Source organism: Rhizobium sp. Root274, assembly GCF_001429245.1.
Taxonomy (GTDB): Bacteria; Pseudomonadota; Alphaproteobacteria; order Rhizobiales; family Rhizobiaceae; genus Allorhizobium.
The window spans coordinates 65,039-79,508 of the sequence record NZ_LMJE01000011.1 but is presented as its reverse complement, the minus strand read 5'-3'; the positions used below and the strand labels follow the sequence as shown (position 1 = coordinate 79,508).

Genomic DNA, 14,470 nt, shown 5'->3' with positions numbered 1-14,470 from the left:
TCGCGAAACTTCAAAAGTTCCGCCACTGGCAATAAGCGTCGATTCTGAATTTTGAGCAAGAGCTTTTTGGTTAACGAAAGCTTAACGCCCAAGAACGAGCGCGTCCAACTCAATCAATTTTTAGCTGTAGAAACATTGCCTTAGAAAGCACGTCACTCCCACAGGTTCATGGTCTGTTTTACTGTGAATCCTACAACCGGCCCAACCGAATTGTTGCGGGAACAAGGCTGCTTTCGCGGAAATGGGGACGGTTGCCTCGCGACTCACTCCAATCGGGCTTGTAGGATCCTACAACTACCGCCCAAATCTGTTCCGTGCTGATTTCCCCGCCGATCAATATCGACGGAGAAATTCATGCAGGTTCTCGCGATCTCCACACCGCGAAATGTTTACGAAGCTCAGCTCCTCCACCGCCATCATCAATTGCGTGCACGCGTTTTCGCCGAACGCCTCGGCTGGGAAGTTGACGTAGTCGACGGTCAAGAATCGGACGCCTTCGACGCTCTTCTGCCGACCTACATCCTCGCAATTTCCGACAGTGGTGCCGTAACTGGGTGCGCGAGGCTGCTCCCGGCTCTTGGCTCAACCATGGTGACGAGCGTGTTTCCATCGCTTCTTCCGAATGGGCAGCTGAATGCACACGCCGCGATGATCGAGAGCTCCCGCTTTTGCGTCGATACGACCCTGGAAGCGGGCAGGGGCGACGGCTCCATCCATGAGGCGACCCTGACCATGTTCGCGGGCATCGTCGAGTGGTGCATGGCGAACGGCTACACGGAGATCGTCACGGTGACCGATCTCCGGTTCGAGCGGATCCTCGCGCGTGTCGGCTGGCCCCTGCAGCGGCTGGCAGAGCCGAAAAAGGTCGGAGTGACGATGGCTGTCGCCGGGATTCTTCCCGCGAATGCCGACACATTCCTGCGTCTTCGGCCGACCAACTACCGTTCCGAACTCAGCACCGTCAGCCAAGCAGCGTAAGGAAGAAATGCAGTGAACCAGCTTCGCTCTCATCCTCGACTTGTCCGCAAACTCCAGGAGGCGCTCGGCGATCAGCTTTGCGTCGCGTTGGACGACGCAACGGTCGTCGAGATCATGCTCAATCCGGATGGAAAGCTCTTCATCGAGCGGCTCGGCCACGGCGTGGCGCCCGCGGGCGAGATGTCGGCCGCGGCGGCGGAAATGGTGATCGGAACGGTGGCGCATGCACTCCAGTCGGAGGTCGATACCGAGCAACCGATTATCTCCGGGGAATTGCCGATCGGAGGTCATCGCTTCGAAGGATTGTTGCCTCCGGTCGTCGCCAAGCCGGCCTTCACCATTCGCCGTCGTGCCTCGCGCCTGATCCCGCTTGACGACTACGTGCGCGCTGGCGTGATGACCGAACACCAGGCCTCGACCATCCGTAGCGCGATTTCGTCCCGTCTCAACATCGTCATCTCCGGAGGCACCGGCTCGGGCAAGACGACGCTCGCCAACGCCGTCATCGATGAAATCGTCAAGTCTGCCCCGGAAGACCGCCTCGTCATCCTGGAAGATACCGCCGAGATCCAGTGCGCGGCCGACAACGTCGTTCTTCTACACACCAGCGATACCGTCGACATGGCACGGCTCTTGAAGAGCACCATGCGGCTGCGTCCGGATCGGATCGTGGTCGGCGAGGTACGCGACGGCGCTGCGCTCACGTTGTTGAAAGCATGGAACACGGGCCATCCCGGAGGGGTGGCCACCATCCATTCCAACACGGCAATGTCGGCGCTACGCCGCCTCGAGCAGCTAACCGCCGAAGCCAGCCAGCAGCCGATGCACGAAGTGATCGGGGAAGCGGTCGATCTCGTCGTCTCGATCGAACGAACGCCGCGCGGGCGGCGTGTTCGCGACGTCATCCAGGTCGAGCGCTTCGCGGGCGGCCAATACGAAATCGAATCCGACAAGCTTACGGAAGAACAGGAGGCGCGGCATGTCGCGTAGAAACGCAGTCATCGCCGCGACTTTCCTTGCGGCGCCTATCGTTCTCGCTTCGGTCGCGCCGGCGCTTGCAAGCTCTGGCGGCAGTCTTCCCTGGGAGGGACCGCTGCAACAAATCCAGGAGTCGATCACCGGACCGGTCGCCGGCGCCATTGCTCTTGCAGCGGTCGCCATCGCCGGCGGCATGCTGATCTTCGGGGGCGAGCTGAACGATTTCGCGCGGCGGCTCGTCTATATCGTGCTCGTCGCAGGCATCCTGCTTGGCGCCACCAACATCGTCGGCCTGTTTGGAGCCACCGGCGCCTCGATCGGACTGCCGAACGAGCAGGCGACCTCCATCGGGCAAGCTGAGGAAGGGGAGGGGGCTCATGGCTGAGTCCCTGTCCGGGCTGCAGCGCAACCGCATCCATCGCGCGCTGTCGCGTCCGAACCTCCTGATGGGCGCGGACCGGGAACTGGTGCTGATCACCGGTCTTGCCGCCGTCATCCTGATCTTCGTCGTTCTCACGTTCTATTCAGCGCTCTTCGGCGTGGCCGTCTGGATCGTCATCGTCGGGCTTCTGAGAATGATGGCAAAGGCGGACCCAATGATGCGACACGTCTATATTCGCCATATCTCCTACAAGCATTACTACAAGGCGACTTCCTCGCCGTGGCGTCGGTATTGAGGGGAAGGCATGGTCGCTCTCAAACGCTTCCGGGCCACCGGCCCATCCTTTGCGGATCTCGTCCCCTATGCCGGCCTCGTCGACAATGGCGTGCTCCTGTTGAAAGACGGAAGCCTGATGGCCGGCTGGTATTTTGCCGGCCCGGACTCCGAAAGCGCTACCGACTTGGAGCGCAACGACCTGTCGCGGCAGATCAATACGATCCTGTCGCGGCTTGGATCCGGCTGGATGATCCAGGTCGAGGCGGTTCGTATCCCGACATTCGATTACCCGACCGATGATCGCTGCCACTTCCCTGATCCCGTCACACGCGCGATCGATGCCGAGCGGCGCGCGCATTTCGCGCGCGAGCAGGGACACTTCGAGAGCAAGCACGCGCTCGTCCTCAGCTATCGGCCGCTCGAGTCCAAGAAAACCGCTCTCAGCAAATACATTTACTCGGACGAGGAGAGCCGCAAGAAGACCTATGCCGACACAGTCCTCTTCATCTTCACAAACGCTGTGCGCGAGATCGAGCAGTATTTTGCCAACACCCTTTCGATCCGGCGCATGGAGACGCGCGAGGTCGCCGAGAGGGGAGGGGAGCGGGTCGCCCGCTATGACGAGCTGCTGCAGTTCGTCCGCTTCTGCATCACCGGCGAGAACCACCCGATCCGGCTGCCGGATGCGCCAATGTATCTCGACTGGATCGCCACGGCCGAACTCGAGCACGGGCTGACGCCGAAGGTCGAGAACCGCTTTCTCGCTATTGTGGCGATCGATGGATTACCGGCAGAGAGCTGGCCGGGGATCCTGAACAGCCTCGATCTGATGCCGCTCACCTATCGTTGGTCTTCGCGCTTCATCTTTCTCGACGCGGAAGAGGCGCGGCAGAAACTCGAACGCACCCGAAAAAAGTGGCAGCAGAAGGTGCGGCCATTCTTCGATCAATTGTTCCAGACGCAGAGTCGGTCGGTCGACCAGGATGCCATGACCATGGTCGCCGAGACTGAAGACGCCATCGCGCAAGCCTCCTCGCAACTTGTCGCATACGGTTACTATACCCCGGTCATCGTCCTGTTTGATCATGACCGGGAGGCACTGCAGGAGAAGGCCGAGGCCATCCGCCGGCTGATCCAGGCGGAAGGTTTCGGAGCGCGGATTGAAACGCTCAACGCCACCGATGCCTATCTCGGCAGCCTTCCGGGTAACTGGTATTGCAATATTCGCGAGCCGTTGATCAACACCAGCAATCTTGCCGATCTCGTCCCTTTGAATTCCGTATGGTCAGGGAGCCCGGTGGCGCCGTGCCCGTTCTACCCGCCGAACTCGCCACCACTGATGCAGGTGGCGAGCGGCTCGACGCCATTCCGACTGAACCTCCATGTCGACGATGTCGGTCACACGCTGATTTTCGGCCCAACTGGTTCGGGCAAGTCGACGCTGCTGGCGCTGATTGCAGCGCAATTCCGGCGATACGAACGCGCCCAGATCTTCGCCTTCGACAAGGGGAACTCGCTCCTTCCCCTGACCCTCGCCGCGGGCGGCGATCACTATGAGATCGGTGGGGACGCTCAAGACGAGGCAAAGGCGCTGGCCTTCTGCCCGCTATCGGACCTTGCGAGCGATGCAGATCGCGCATGGGCAGCCGAATGGATCGAAATGCTGGTCGCCCTGCAGGGTGTTACCATCACCCCCGATCATCGCAACGCGATCTCGCGCCAGATCGGATTGATGGCCAGCGCAGCCGGGCGATCGCTGTCGGACTTCGTCAGTGGCGTGCAAATGCGCGAGATCAAGGACGCGCTTCATCACTACACGGTCGACGGCCCGATGGGTCAGCTTCTCGACGCGGAACAGGACGGCCTTTCACTCGGTGCGCTCCAGACCTTCGAGATCGAGCACCTGATGAACATGGGCGAGCGCAATCTCGTGCCCGTGCTGACCTATCTATTCAGGCGGATCGAGAAGAGGCTTGATGGCTCACCGAGCCTGATCGTCCTCGACGAAGCCTGGCTGATGCTGGGCCATCCGGTGTTTCGCAGCAAGATCCGCGAATGGCTGAAGGTGCTGCGCAAGGCCAACTGCGGCGTCGTGCTTGCCACGCAATCGATCTCGGATGCCGAGCGTTCGGGGATCATCGACGTGCTGAAGGAATCCTGCCCGACGAAAATCTGCCTCCCTAATGGCGCCGCCCGGGAACCCGGAACCCGCGAGTTCTACGAACGGATCGGCTTCAACGAGCGGCAGATCGAGATCGTTTCGAATGCAATCCCTAAGCGGGAATATTACGTCGTCACGCCTGAGGGCCGGAGGCTGTTCGATATGGCACTCGGCCCCGTGGCGCTCAGCTTCGTCGGCGCCTCCGGCAAGGAAGATTTGAAGCGTATCCGCACGCTCAGTTCCGAACACGGCCGCGACTGGCCGATTCATTGGCTCGAAATGAGAGGAGTTCACGATGCCGCATCGCTGCTCAACTTCGAATAGATTGGTCGCTGGTATGGCGGCGGTCGTATTAACGATCGGCGCTGTCATGCCCGCGGACGCCGGCACGGCCACAGGTGCTGCGACCGAATGGACGCAGGTCCTCAATAATGGCGAGCTCGTATCTCTTGTTGGCCAGTCCGGCGAGCAAATCCAGAACCAACTCACCCAGATCAGCCAGCTCGCGCAACAGATCGAAACGCAGCTGAACATCTACCAGAACCTGCTCCAGAACACCGCTACCCTTCCCTCGCACATGTGGGGGCAGGTCGAGAGCGACCTCAATCAGTTGCGCAGCATCGTCGACCAGGGCCAGAGCATCTCATTTTCCATGGGCAATGCCGATGACGTGCTGCAGCAGCGCTTCCAGAGCTACTCAAGCCTCAAAACCAACCTGCCAGACAATGCTTCTTTTTCGACGACATATCAGTCCTGGTCGGACACCAACCGGGACACGATCGCCAGCACACTGAAGGCGGCAAGCCTGACCTCCGAGCAGTTCGACAGCGAGGAGGGCACGATGTCCTCGCTGCGGTCGATGTCCGAGACCGCCGACGGGCAGATGAAAGCCCTGCAGGTCGGTCACCAGATCGCTGCGCAACAAGTCGCGCAGATGCAGAAGCTTCGCGGCCTGGTCTCCCAACAGATGACGATGATGGGAACCTGGCTGCAGACCGAGCAGACCGACAAGGACTTGGCGCAGGCGCGGCGGGAGAAATTCTTCAACGCCGAGGTCAAGAGCATTCCGGAAGGTCAGAAGATGGAGCCCCGCTGGTGAATCGCGCCGTCGTCATTGCCTTGCTCGTACTTGTTGCCGGTCTCTCGTCTGCTGCAACGGTGCTGGTCATCAACATCGGAAAAAATGGCAAACCTACGCTCACTGAGGAGCAGCATGCCGTTCGCGAAAAGTTTTTTGGCTCAGACAAGGAGTTGCCGCCGATCAAGGATGGCCAGGAGATGCGTCCAAGATGGTGAAATCTAATCTTGAACGGTCATTCCTGATCGCGGGCTTCCTTTGCCTCGTCTTTGCAGCTCCCGCCTTCGCTCAACAGGGACAGGTGCTAACCGAACTGGAAAATCAGGTCTCGACCGCGGCGAAAGGGTGGGAAACCACCATCATGGATGCGGCGAAATCTCTTTTCTGGATCCTGGCGACCATTGAGGTGGGCATTGCAGCCGTCTGGCTGGCGCTTCAGGCCGCATCGCTTGATAGCTGGTTCGCGGAGCTTGTCCGGCGGATCATGTTCATTGGCTTTTTCGCCTTCGTTCTCACTCAAGGGCCAACGTTTTCCCGAGCGGTCGTCGACAGCCTCTTCCAGATCGGCGCCGGCGGTGGATCGGCGTCGCCTGCCGAAGTGTTCGACGCCGGCATTCGGGTTGCCTCGCAAATGTCGCAGCAAGCGCAATTCGGCGTATTCGAGGATAATGCGCTGGCGATCGCGGCCGTGCTGGCGATGGGTGTCGTCGTCATCTGCTTCTCGCTGGTCGCAGCAATTTTCGTGTCCGTCATGGTCGAGATGTATGTCGGCCTGCTCGCGGGGATGATCATGCTCGGGCTCGGTGGCTCCTCCTTCACGAAGGACTTCGCTGTCCGCTACCTCGTCTACGCCTTCGGCGTCGGCATGAAGCTGATGGCGTTGGTTATGATCGCGAAGATCGGATCCGAGGTCCTCATGGGTCTGGCAAATGCGCCAACCGCCTCCTCGGACCAATTTGTCACGACGCTCGCCATCGCCGGAATCTCGGTCGTGATGTTCATCATCGCCATGTACGTGCCGAACATCATTCAGGGTGTCGTTCAGGGCGCCTCCGTCTCGGGCGGCATGGAAGCAATCCGTCACGGTGGGCAGGCGGCATCTTTCGCGACCGGCGCGGGTTTCCTCGCGGCCGGTGCGGCGGGCGCAGGGTTCGCGGCGGCTCAGAGCGCGCGAGCCGCGGGTTCATCCTTTGCAGGTGCGATGCTCCGAGGTTTCGGCACAGGGATGGGGTCAGCAGGAAAAGCGGCGGGCTCGGCCGCCAAGGAGAAGGCCATCGGCTCTCCCGGCGCCTACGCCGGGTCGATACTCGGTCTTGCCAATTCCAAGCTCGATCAGGCGCGCAGTGGGCACAGCGGACCAAAGCCGCCTCCCGAACGCAAAGACTAACAGCAATCAGAAAGTGATCGATCGATGGCAGCGAACCGCGCCCCCGAAAACCCGTATCTTGCCGCGCGCCAGGAATGGAGCGAGCGATACGGCTCCTATGTCCAGGCAGCCGCCGCATGGCGCATCGTCGGCATTCTCGGTCTGACCATGGCCGTCATCGGCTTTGGCTATTCGATGTATCTCAGCACTCAGGTCAAGCTGGTTCCCTATATTGTCCAGGTCGATAAACTGGGCACGGCGGTGACCGCGGGCTTCCCCGAACAAATCGAATATGCGGATGTCCGGGTGGTGCGTGCCACACTCGGCAACTTCGTGACCAGCTTCCGATCGATCACGCCCGATGCAGTGGTGCAGAAACAATATATCGACCGGACTTACGCACTCCTCAGAACCTCCGATCCATCGACCGAGAAGATCAACGCCTGGTTCCGCGGCAACTCACCTTTCGAGAAGGCGAAGTCGTCGACGGTCGCCATCGAGGTGAACAACATCGTGGCCCTCTCGAACCAGACCTATCAGATCGACTGGACCGAGTACGAACGCGACCGCAAGGGCAAGGAAATCGGCACGCGCCGGTTCCGCGGCATCGCGACGGTCACGCTCACCGCACCGCAGGACGAGGCAACCATCCGCCTCAATCCGATCGGTCTTTATGTCCGGGATTTCGACTGGACAGCACAGCTTTAAGGGCAGGGGATTTTTCAATGCAAAGAACAGGATTGATCGCGGCCGCCGGCTGCCTGGCCGGACTCGTTCTCGCGAGTGGCGCTGAGGCGCAGAGCATGACGAACAACGAGGTGAAGGGCACGAACATTTCGAGGAAGTGGCGCGGCACATCAGGCCTGGTCACGACCGGTCCCGACGGCAAGGTCATCTTCCTCTTCGGCGAAACCCAACCATCTGTCGTCTGCTCGCCGCTGCAAGTCTGCGATATCGAATTGCAGGGAGGAGAAATCGTCCGGGACGTCTTGGTTGGGGACACTGTGCGTTGGAAGGTCGAGCCTGCGACCTCGGGCGCCACGGGCGGCCAGGCGATACATCTGATCGTCAAGCCGTCGGAACCCGGTCTTGTCACCTCGATGGTGGTCACCACGTCGCGGCGTACCTACCACATCCAGCTCAAGTCCCATCCGAGCCATTATATGGCGCGCGTCGGCTTCGAGTATCGCGAGGACGTCTCGACCAAGCTCGCCGATATCAATTCCCGGCTAGAGAGCGGCGGCATTCCCGGCACGGCGCCCGACAAACTGAACTTCTCATACTCCGTCAGCGGGAGCGCGTCCTGGAAACCGAAGCGGGTCTATTCGGATGGTGTCAAAACCTACATTCAATTCTCAAAATCGGTCTCGAGCCAGGATGCACCGGTGCTCTTCGTCGTCTCTGGCGGCCAGAACCGCATCGTCAACTACCGGATGAAGAACGACATGATGATCATCGACTATGCGGTCGACAAGGCGATCCTCGTCTCCGGCGTCGGCTGGCGCCAGCAGAAAATCACCATCCGGCGGGGAGGCTGAACCATGAGCAAGCTTCTCGTGATCATCATCACCGCCACGCTGCTTTCTGGCTGCCAAACGGCCGAGGACGGATTGACCACCAGTTCCACCCCGGTTGCCGTCACCGGCCCCGCCGCAAGCGCCATTGCCGGCGACATGGCGAGCCGGCTCGCCGAGCAGATCGGTCCGGCAGACACGACGACGCTCAAAATGGACAAGGACTCCTCCGACTTCGGGGCGGCGCTCGAGGCGGCGCTGAAAGGATGGGGCTATACGGTCATCACCGACGGCAAGGTCGGCAAAGGCGTCAAACCGGTCGAACTCGCCTATTCGATCGACGGCGCCGACGGTCAGGTGCTTGCACGGCTCTCGACCCCCTCGATCGCCCTTGGCCGAGCCTACGCCGCAACGGCTGCCGGCGCCATGCCGGCAAGCCCGCTCTCGATCATGCAGCGCAACTGAGGGGAAGCGGGTATGGTTCAATCTCTCCAGCTCGGCGCCTCCAACCAGGCCGACGATCAGAAGGGCATGCGCCGCCTCAATCGGCTGCCGATCATCATCGCCATCGTCATCATCGCGCTGTTCGTCGGCGTGGTCGTGATCGGACTGTCGTGGCGCGGGCTGCCGTTCAATCGCGGCAATGACATCGACAGTGCTTCGAATTCACCGGCAACCAACTTCGGTGACCAGCTCAAGCGCGGCGTCACCGACGGCATTATCGGCGAGCCGGTTGAGCGCGAAGCGTTTCAGCCAACGCCTGCCGTCGAGCAGAAGGTCGAGAAGGAAACTCCTGTTGTCGACCGCCGGCCGACCGAGAGGGAAGAACGGCGGCCGAGGCTCGAATCCGAAGAGGAATGGAAAGCCCGCCTGAAGCGTGAGCAGGATGAGCAGTATATCCGCGAGGCCCAGCGCCAGCGGATGGCGCGGCTGCAGGCGCGGGCCACCGCCCTGGACTCGCCGTTGAAGGTGGATATTTCCGATGTCGAGAAGGCCGCCAACAATTCCACGGACGCGAACCGGCAGACCACGACTGCGGCAGCCAACAATGCCTCGGACCTCTATGCTGCTGCCATGAAATCAGGCCTGATGGGGCAGAACGTCGATCCCAACGCCCAGACCTCGAAGGAGGACTTCTTCAACCAGGACATCAAGGACCTCGGCTATCTACCGAACAAGGTCGTGCCGCAGATGTCGCCCTACGAGCTGAAGCGCGGTTCGGTCATTCCCGCCACCTTGATCACCGGTCTCAATTCCGACCTTCCGGGACGGATCACCGCCCAAGTCAGCCAGAACGTCTATGACAGCGCCACCGGTTACCGGTTGCTGATCCCGCAGGGCTCAAAGCTGTTCGGCCGTTACGACTCCAAGGTGTCGTTCGGCCAGGAGCGTGTCCTCGTCGTCTGGACCGACCTCATCTTTCCAAATGGATCGACTCTGCAGATCGGCGGCATGGCCGGTACGGATGCCGAAGGCTATGGCGGCTTCAAGGACAAGGTCGATCGCCATCTCTGGCGCACCTGGGGTTCGGCAGCACTCGTTGCGTTGATCGGAACCGGAATCGACATGTCGATGCCGGAGAGTTCGATGCTTGCGACACAGGACACGGCGTCCGATGCTGCCAGACGGAATTTTGCGGAAAGCTTCGGCCGCGTCGCCGAGCAGACGATCTCGAAGAATCTGAATGTACAGCCGACAATCCAGATCCGGCCCGGCTACAAGTTCAATGTGCTCGTCGACCAGGACATCATTTTTCCGTCAGCTTACCGCCAAAACTAACGGAAGAGCCAAGTCCGCAGGAGGTGCAAATCTGCGAGTTGCGCTGGCTGTAGAAATGGTGCCGGATGGTCCTGTTCAACGCCAGATAAGGATAGACGATGACAGAATTGGATTTTGGCGATTTGCCGGATGACGACCCGGACCTTTTCGAAAACACCGCCTTGCCGAAGCAGTTCGTCTCGCGCCTTCGAAAGGCGTTTTTCACCCGGCTTTCGGATTTCGACGACATGGACGATGTCCAGATGCTACGCGAACCGGGAATAAACTGGCGTATCATCAAAGCCGTCAGATCCGAGCGGGCGCGTATCGACGCCAAGTGATCTTACGCCTTGAAAGGCGCTCGCGGTTAGGATTTGGGGCTCCACGTGTGCAAACGGGCCGGGCCTTTTGTCGCGTTCCTTTTCGGTAAATAGCGCTCGCGTCAGAACAAAGTTTCCATGGCCGATGGTTCCTTGGCCCGCAAAAACTTTTCTTGATTTGTCATCTTTTTGAAGCCGAGAGCCTTGAAAGCTTCCCCTTTATGGGTAGTGCTATCGTACACGGCACGAGGGATTGCTTTGCATCAACACAGCACTCTCGGTTGCGTCGCTATCGGCAGTTGGCAATCCCCAGGCCTTTTCGGTGCCAAACTGCGATGCCCATCATCCAGCGTCTCGGCTGGCAAATAAAGGACCGCGTTACGGGTCAATAACATAGGAGAAGCGTTCGTGGACGGAGAATTTCGCTCGCTCGTTGATATGCTGGAAGTCGCGCAAGACGAGGCCATGATCAAAGGAGCCCTCAGGCAGTTCACACGTTCCTGCGGATACGAACGATTTGCCTATCTCGAAAAAGAAGGCGTCCAGATCAGGACTTTTAACTCCTATCCCAAACCATGGGAGGGTGTTTATCTCTCGGCTGAATATTCCAGCATCGATCCCGTGGTGACGGAAGCGAAGCGCAAACGGGACGTTTTCTTCTGGACCGCGGAGGATTGGCCGGCCCGGGGTTCTTCACCGCTCAGAAAGTTTCGTGACGAGGCAATCGACCACGGCATCCGTTGCGGCATGACAATCCCCGTGGAAGGTGGTTACGGTGCGTCGATGATGCTGACCTTTGCGTCCTCCGAAAGAGAAGTGGTCGTCCCGACCGCCTTCGACTCGCGGAGAGCGGTCCAATTGGTGATGATGGTCCATTATCGATTGAAGATGATTGCTGCCAAACCCGCCATCAATCCAAACCAGGCGCTGTCGCCACGCGAGATGCAATGCCTGACATGGGCGATGAAAGGAAAAAACACACTCGAAACTGCCGCCGTGACTGGCATCAATTCGAGAACGGTGCAGCACTATCTTGATAAAGCCCGTGCCAAACTGGGCGCTGAATCAGTGCCGCAGCTGGTGGGAATCGCGAAAGATCGCGGGTTGCTAAGCTCTAATTAGCATCGTCCGATGGGAAGTCGGGGATGTAGCCAAGGGCATCGATGATCTGCGACAGCTCTTCCTGCTGTGCTTCGGATTTCTTCTGACGGGCAATATATTCGTCCTGCAGGTTTGCCAGCACGTCGCTGGAAACCGAGGGATCGCCGCTCGCGCGAGCCCACTCCTCGTAGACAGCCTCATCCGCGGCGAGCAGCCGGCGGTGTTCGTGTATTGCCGAAACCGCTAATTCCACCAGCGCTTCCTTCGGCATCGAAGAGAACCGCGGATCGCGCTCGCTCCTTTCGGCCTCAGAGGACTCTGCATCGTTCATTCGTTTTTCCTCGAAACCCATTCCCTCACCACTTGAAACGATGCTCTGGTGCCGCACCGCACGGCCCGCGCTACACACTATCATACGACCAATATTGCACGTCAGTCGAAGAGCGATTGCCGCCCATTATCATAAGTCATGTCGAATAGGAACTATAGTTCCTAGAACAATAGTTCCGATTCAGGTTCCGCTCACGTCATGGATCTCAACGAGGTCATGGCGGTCAATTTGCGTCGAATACGTCATGGCAAGAAACTGACGCAGGAGGAACTGGCGCACCGCACGGGCCTGAGCATGCGCCATATCGGTGCCATCGAGCGCGCCGAGATGTCTGCGACCCTCACGGTCCTTGGCCAGATTTCCGAAGCGCTGGGTGTCGAACCTGCCGAGCTTGTGACCAAATCGAACTGATCCGCAAATTGCGCCCATGGTCGACTCGGGCTCGTTTTCCCTTGTGAGGCGATGTGCATCGATCGGTCGGCACAGCTCGACCACTGAGATCGAGCATGGGTCAAGGCTTTACTCGAACGGCGGGCTGCATTATATATTCTCCACAAGGAGAATGATTATGGCCAGCACATCACACGGATACACGCCCGCCGAGGCGGCGGCTGTCAGCGAGATCGCTGTGAAGTCGGTGCACAATGCGATCGACAAGCGCATCATCGAGACTCATCTCGTTGGTAGCAAGGGTCGAGCGCTCACCGATGAGGATCTGCTTCGGTTGAAGCTCTGGTATGGCGTCGGATCGATCTTGTCTGCCGAGCGCCGCAAACGCTTGTTCGATACGATCGACCAGAACCCCGATGCCGAAACCGTGAGAGCAGACGACTATCTCATTATCGACGTCGCGCGGGCACGGGAGCAACTGGCCGCGCGGGCCGAGGCGCTTCGAGAAGCCGAGAAAATGATTGAGAGCGTGAAGGGTGTCGCGGGCGGCGAGCCGGTGTTCAAGCGAACCCGTGTTCCTGTGCGGACTATTGCCGCGATGAAGGCGCAGGGCGCAAGCACGGCGGAAATCGTCGAGGGCTATCCTTCGCTCACCGAGCGCATGGTGGAACTTGCCGAGATCTGGGTTGCGGCCCATCCCGCCAGGGGACGTCCGCGGAAGCTTTCGGAGCAGGGCCTGAAGGTGAAATCCGTGAAGCGCCTGAGCCTCCGGAACGAGAACGTCTCCAAACTCTCTGGCTCGACCTCGTGAAATTTCTTATCGATGAATGCCTTCACACGTCTCTCGTGGCCGTGGCGCAAGCGCACGGCCACGATTGCTTCCATGTGAATTAGCTCGAACTGAGCGGCGAAACCGACTGGGATCTGATGCCTCGGATCATCGAGGAGGATCTTACGTTCGTAACCAACAATGCCCGCGACTTCCGGAAGCTGTACGCGAAAGAGGAATTGCATGCGGGCCTGGTGATCGGTGATCATTGTCCCGCAGGTGCTTCCTGCGCAGCAGCGAGAATTGTTTGCCCTCATACTGCAGGATTTGGCGGACACGCAGGATATGGTCAACGAAGTCATCGAAGTGACCCTCGATGGCGAAGATGCCGTCCTCACGCGCTATTCGCTTCCGGAGGCATAGTGGCGTTCCCGAGAAGATCATTTTCCGCCGATCCGCGACAGGTCGATCCGCATCTCCGCTGAGCCAACGTTCTCGCTTTTCTCGCCGCTTTCAGCGTCTGTATCCGCAGGCGGTAGGTCCACGCTGGCCTTGTCCTGGTCGGCAGGCAACGTGTTGTCGATCGTGACGCTTTTTCCGGGATCGTCTGCCTGGAAGACGCTCACGCCCTCGAACTCGCCGGTCTTCCAGGCGTAGACGGCATCCTCGAAAATCTGCGGAAAGACGTCATCGCCCTTCGGATTGCCGTACCACTTGGCAACAATCCTCAGCACCTTGGCAAACATGGCCGTACCCTTGCGGAGGTTTTCGCAAGCATCGACCAGATCGGGCTTCAGATCGGCCGCATCCTTGACGCCGACGCCGGCCGGAAACTGCGTCAGGCCGACACGAATCACGGCCTGGCCGACATATTGCCGGACGATCGCCATCGCCTCGTCCGGCGTCGTCGCTTTCGGGATGAGGACCAATCGGCCACCCGATTTGACCGTGACGGCAAGCGGATCGTTCGAGCCCGCGGCGGACACGAACTGCTCGACGATCGCCGGTTTCAGCGAGGGGTCCGCGCATCGTTGGATCAGGGCAGCATCGAGCATGAGGGGCTCCTTG

At 59.8% G+C, this 14,470-nt stretch carries 18 protein-coding genes; 16 read left to right on the top strand and 2 right to left on the bottom strand.

All coding sequences use genetic code 11. From position 1 onward, the window contains the following. Positions 1-354 precede the first annotated feature (354 nt). The 14 genes from ASE36_RS20815 to ASE36_RS20750 all read left to right on the top strand — a co-directional run bounded on the left by ASE36_RS20815 (position 355) and on the right by ASE36_RS20750 (position 11,933). Positions 355-978: an acyl-homoserine-lactone synthase gene (locus ASE36_RS20815; protein ID WP_062284722.1), complete on the top strand. Its 624-nt coding sequence runs from the start codon at positions 355-357 to the stop codon at positions 976-978. A gap of 12 nt (positions 979-990) precedes the next feature. After that, on the top strand, positions 991-1,968 hold the full coding sequence (gene trbB / locus ASE36_RS20810; RefSeq protein WP_062284720.1) for a P-type conjugative transfer ATPase TrbB: 978 nt from the start codon (positions 991-993) through the stop codon (positions 1,966-1,968). Continuing rightward, complete coding sequence (locus ASE36_RS20805; protein ID WP_062284718.1) at positions 1,958-2,341, top strand: TrbC/VirB2 family protein; 384 nt, start codon at positions 1,958-1,960, stop codon at positions 2,339-2,341. The genes trbB and ASE36_RS20805 overlap by 11 nt, the downstream gene beginning before the upstream one ends. After that, positions 2,334-2,633: a conjugal transfer protein TrbD gene (locus tag ASE36_RS20800; RefSeq protein ID WP_062284716.1), complete on the top strand. Its 300-nt coding sequence runs from the start codon at positions 2,334-2,336 to the stop codon at positions 2,631-2,633. Before ASE36_RS20805 ends, ASE36_RS20800 begins: the two co-directional genes overlap by 8 nt. A gap of 9 nt (positions 2,634-2,642) precedes the next feature. Beyond that, entirely contained in the window at positions 2,643-5,099 is a 2,457-nt protein-coding gene (locus tag ASE36_RS20795; RefSeq protein ID WP_062284713.1) for a conjugal transfer protein TrbE, read from the top strand. Further along, positions 5,071-5,874 (top strand): P-type conjugative transfer protein TrbJ, encoded by an 804-nt coding sequence (gene trbJ, locus ASE36_RS20790; RefSeq protein WP_062284711.1) that lies wholly within the window; start codon positions 5,071-5,073, stop codon positions 5,872-5,874. The genes ASE36_RS20795 and trbJ overlap by 29 nt, the downstream gene beginning before the upstream one ends. Continuing rightward, complete coding sequence (gene trbK / locus ASE36_RS20785) at positions 5,871-6,071, top strand: entry exclusion protein TrbK (protein WP_062284707.1); 201 nt, start codon at positions 5,871-5,873, stop codon at positions 6,069-6,071. The genes trbJ and trbK overlap by 4 nt, the downstream gene beginning before the upstream one ends. After that, on the top strand, positions 6,065-7,240 hold the full coding sequence (trbL, locus tag ASE36_RS20780; RefSeq protein ID WP_062284705.1) for a P-type conjugative transfer protein TrbL: 1,176 nt from the start codon (positions 6,065-6,067) through the stop codon (positions 7,238-7,240). The genes trbK and trbL overlap by 7 nt, the downstream gene beginning before the upstream one ends. Positions 7,241-7,264: 24 nt before the next feature. Further along, positions 7,265-7,927: a conjugal transfer protein TrbF gene (locus ASE36_RS20775; protein ID WP_062284703.1), complete on the top strand. Its 663-nt coding sequence runs from the start codon at positions 7,265-7,267 to the stop codon at positions 7,925-7,927. A gap of 17 nt (positions 7,928-7,944) precedes the next feature. Beyond that, positions 7,945-8,757 (top strand): P-type conjugative transfer protein TrbG, encoded by an 813-nt coding sequence (gene trbG / locus ASE36_RS20770; RefSeq protein ID WP_062284700.1) that lies wholly within the window; start codon positions 7,945-7,947, stop codon positions 8,755-8,757. A gap of 3 nt (positions 8,758-8,760) precedes the next feature. Then, positions 8,761-9,198, top strand: a complete 438-nt coding sequence (gene trbH / locus ASE36_RS20765) for a conjugal transfer protein TrbH (RefSeq protein ID WP_062284697.1) — start codon at positions 8,761-8,763, stop codon at positions 9,196-9,198. Positions 9,199-9,210: 12 nt separating this feature from the next. After that, positions 9,211-10,512 carry an IncP-type conjugal transfer protein TrbI gene (trbI, locus tag ASE36_RS20760; protein ID WP_062284695.1) on the top strand — a complete coding sequence of 434 codons (1,302 nt, stop codon included), beginning with the start codon at positions 9,211-9,213 and terminating at the stop codon, positions 10,510-10,512. Between the two features lie 98 nt (positions 10,513-10,610). Continuing rightward, complete coding sequence (locus ASE36_RS20755; RefSeq protein ID WP_062284692.1) at positions 10,611-10,832, top strand: hypothetical protein; 222 nt, start codon at positions 10,611-10,613, stop codon at positions 10,830-10,832. 387 nt (positions 10,833-11,219) lie between these two features. After that, positions 11,220-11,933: an autoinducer binding domain-containing protein gene (locus ASE36_RS20750; RefSeq protein WP_062284689.1), complete on the top strand. Its 714-nt coding sequence runs from the start codon at positions 11,220-11,222 to the stop codon at positions 11,931-11,933. Here ASE36_RS20750 and ASE36_RS20745 read toward each other — a convergent pair. After that, positions 11,926-12,243: a transcriptional repressor TraM gene (locus tag ASE36_RS20745; protein ID WP_062284687.1), complete on the bottom strand. Its 318-nt coding sequence runs from the start codon at positions 12,241-12,243 to the stop codon at positions 11,926-11,928. The two genes, ASE36_RS20750 and ASE36_RS20745, sit on opposite strands and share 8 nt — an antisense overlap. A 198-nt stretch (positions 12,244-12,441) precedes the next feature. Here ASE36_RS20745 and ASE36_RS20740 point away from each other — a divergent pair, with 198 nt between their 5' ends. Next, positions 12,442-12,654: a helix-turn-helix domain-containing protein gene (locus tag ASE36_RS20740; RefSeq protein WP_062284683.1), complete on the top strand. Its 213-nt coding sequence runs from the start codon at positions 12,442-12,444 to the stop codon at positions 12,652-12,654. A gap of 157 nt (positions 12,655-12,811) precedes the next feature. Beyond that, positions 12,812-13,444, top strand: coding sequence for a DUF433 domain-containing protein (locus ASE36_RS20735; RefSeq protein ID WP_062284681.1), 633 nt, complete (start codon positions 12,812-12,814; stop codon positions 13,442-13,444). A 398-nt stretch (positions 13,445-13,842) separates the two neighbouring features. Here ASE36_RS20735 and ASE36_RS20725 read toward each other — a convergent pair whose 3' ends face one another. Further along, positions 13,843-14,457 (bottom strand): TraH family protein, encoded by a 615-nt coding sequence (locus ASE36_RS20725; RefSeq protein WP_062284678.1) that lies wholly within the window; start codon positions 14,455-14,457, stop codon positions 13,843-13,845. Positions 14,458-14,470 lie beyond the last annotated feature (13 nt).

Bases quoted from the DNA above. Each gene is read 5' to 3' on its own strand.
- ASE36_RS20815 (WP_062284722.1), top strand. From the start codon at position 355: ATGCAGGTTCTCGCGATCTCCACACCGCGAAATGTTTACGAAGCTCAG.
- ASE36_RS20805 (WP_062284718.1), top strand. From the start codon at position 1,958: ATGTCGCGTAGAAACGCAGTCATCGCCGCGACTTTCCTTGCGGCGCCT.
- ASE36_RS20800 (WP_062284716.1), top strand. From the start codon at position 2,334: ATGGCTGAGTCCCTGTCCGGGCTGCAGCGCAACCGCATCCATCGCGCG.
- ASE36_RS20795 (WP_062284713.1), top strand. From the start codon at position 2,643: ATGGTCGCTCTCAAACGCTTCCGGGCCACCGGCCCATCCTTTGCGGAT.
- trbJ (WP_062284711.1), top strand. From the start codon at position 5,071: ATGCCGCATCGCTGCTCAACTTCGAATAGATTGGTCGCTGGTATGGCG.
- trbL (WP_062284705.1), top strand. From the start codon at position 6,065: ATGGTGAAATCTAATCTTGAACGGTCATTCCTGATCGCGGGCTTCCTT.
- ASE36_RS20775 (WP_062284703.1), top strand. From the start codon at position 7,265: ATGGCAGCGAACCGCGCCCCCGAAAACCCGTATCTTGCCGCGCGCCAG.
- trbG (WP_062284700.1), top strand. From the start codon at position 7,945: ATGCAAAGAACAGGATTGATCGCGGCCGCCGGCTGCCTGGCCGGACTC.
- trbH (WP_062284697.1), top strand. From the start codon at position 8,761: ATGAGCAAGCTTCTCGTGATCATCATCACCGCCACGCTGCTTTCTGGC.
- trbI (WP_062284695.1), top strand. From the start codon at position 9,211: ATGGTTCAATCTCTCCAGCTCGGCGCCTCCAACCAGGCCGACGATCAG.
- ASE36_RS20755 (WP_062284692.1), top strand. From the start codon at position 10,611: ATGACAGAATTGGATTTTGGCGATTTGCCGGATGACGACCCGGACCTT.
- ASE36_RS20745 (WP_062284687.1), bottom strand. From the start codon at position 12,243: ATGAACGATGCAGAGTCCTCTGAGGCCGAAAGGAGCGAGCGCGATCCG.
- ASE36_RS20740 (WP_062284683.1), top strand. From the start codon at position 12,442: ATGGATCTCAACGAGGTCATGGCGGTCAATTTGCGTCGAATACGTCAT.
- ASE36_RS20735 (WP_062284681.1), top strand. From the start codon at position 12,812: ATGGCCAGCACATCACACGGATACACGCCCGCCGAGGCGGCGGCTGTC.
- ASE36_RS20725 (WP_062284678.1), bottom strand. From the start codon at position 14,457: ATGCTCGATGCTGCCCTGATCCAACGATGCGCGGACCCCTCGCTGAAA.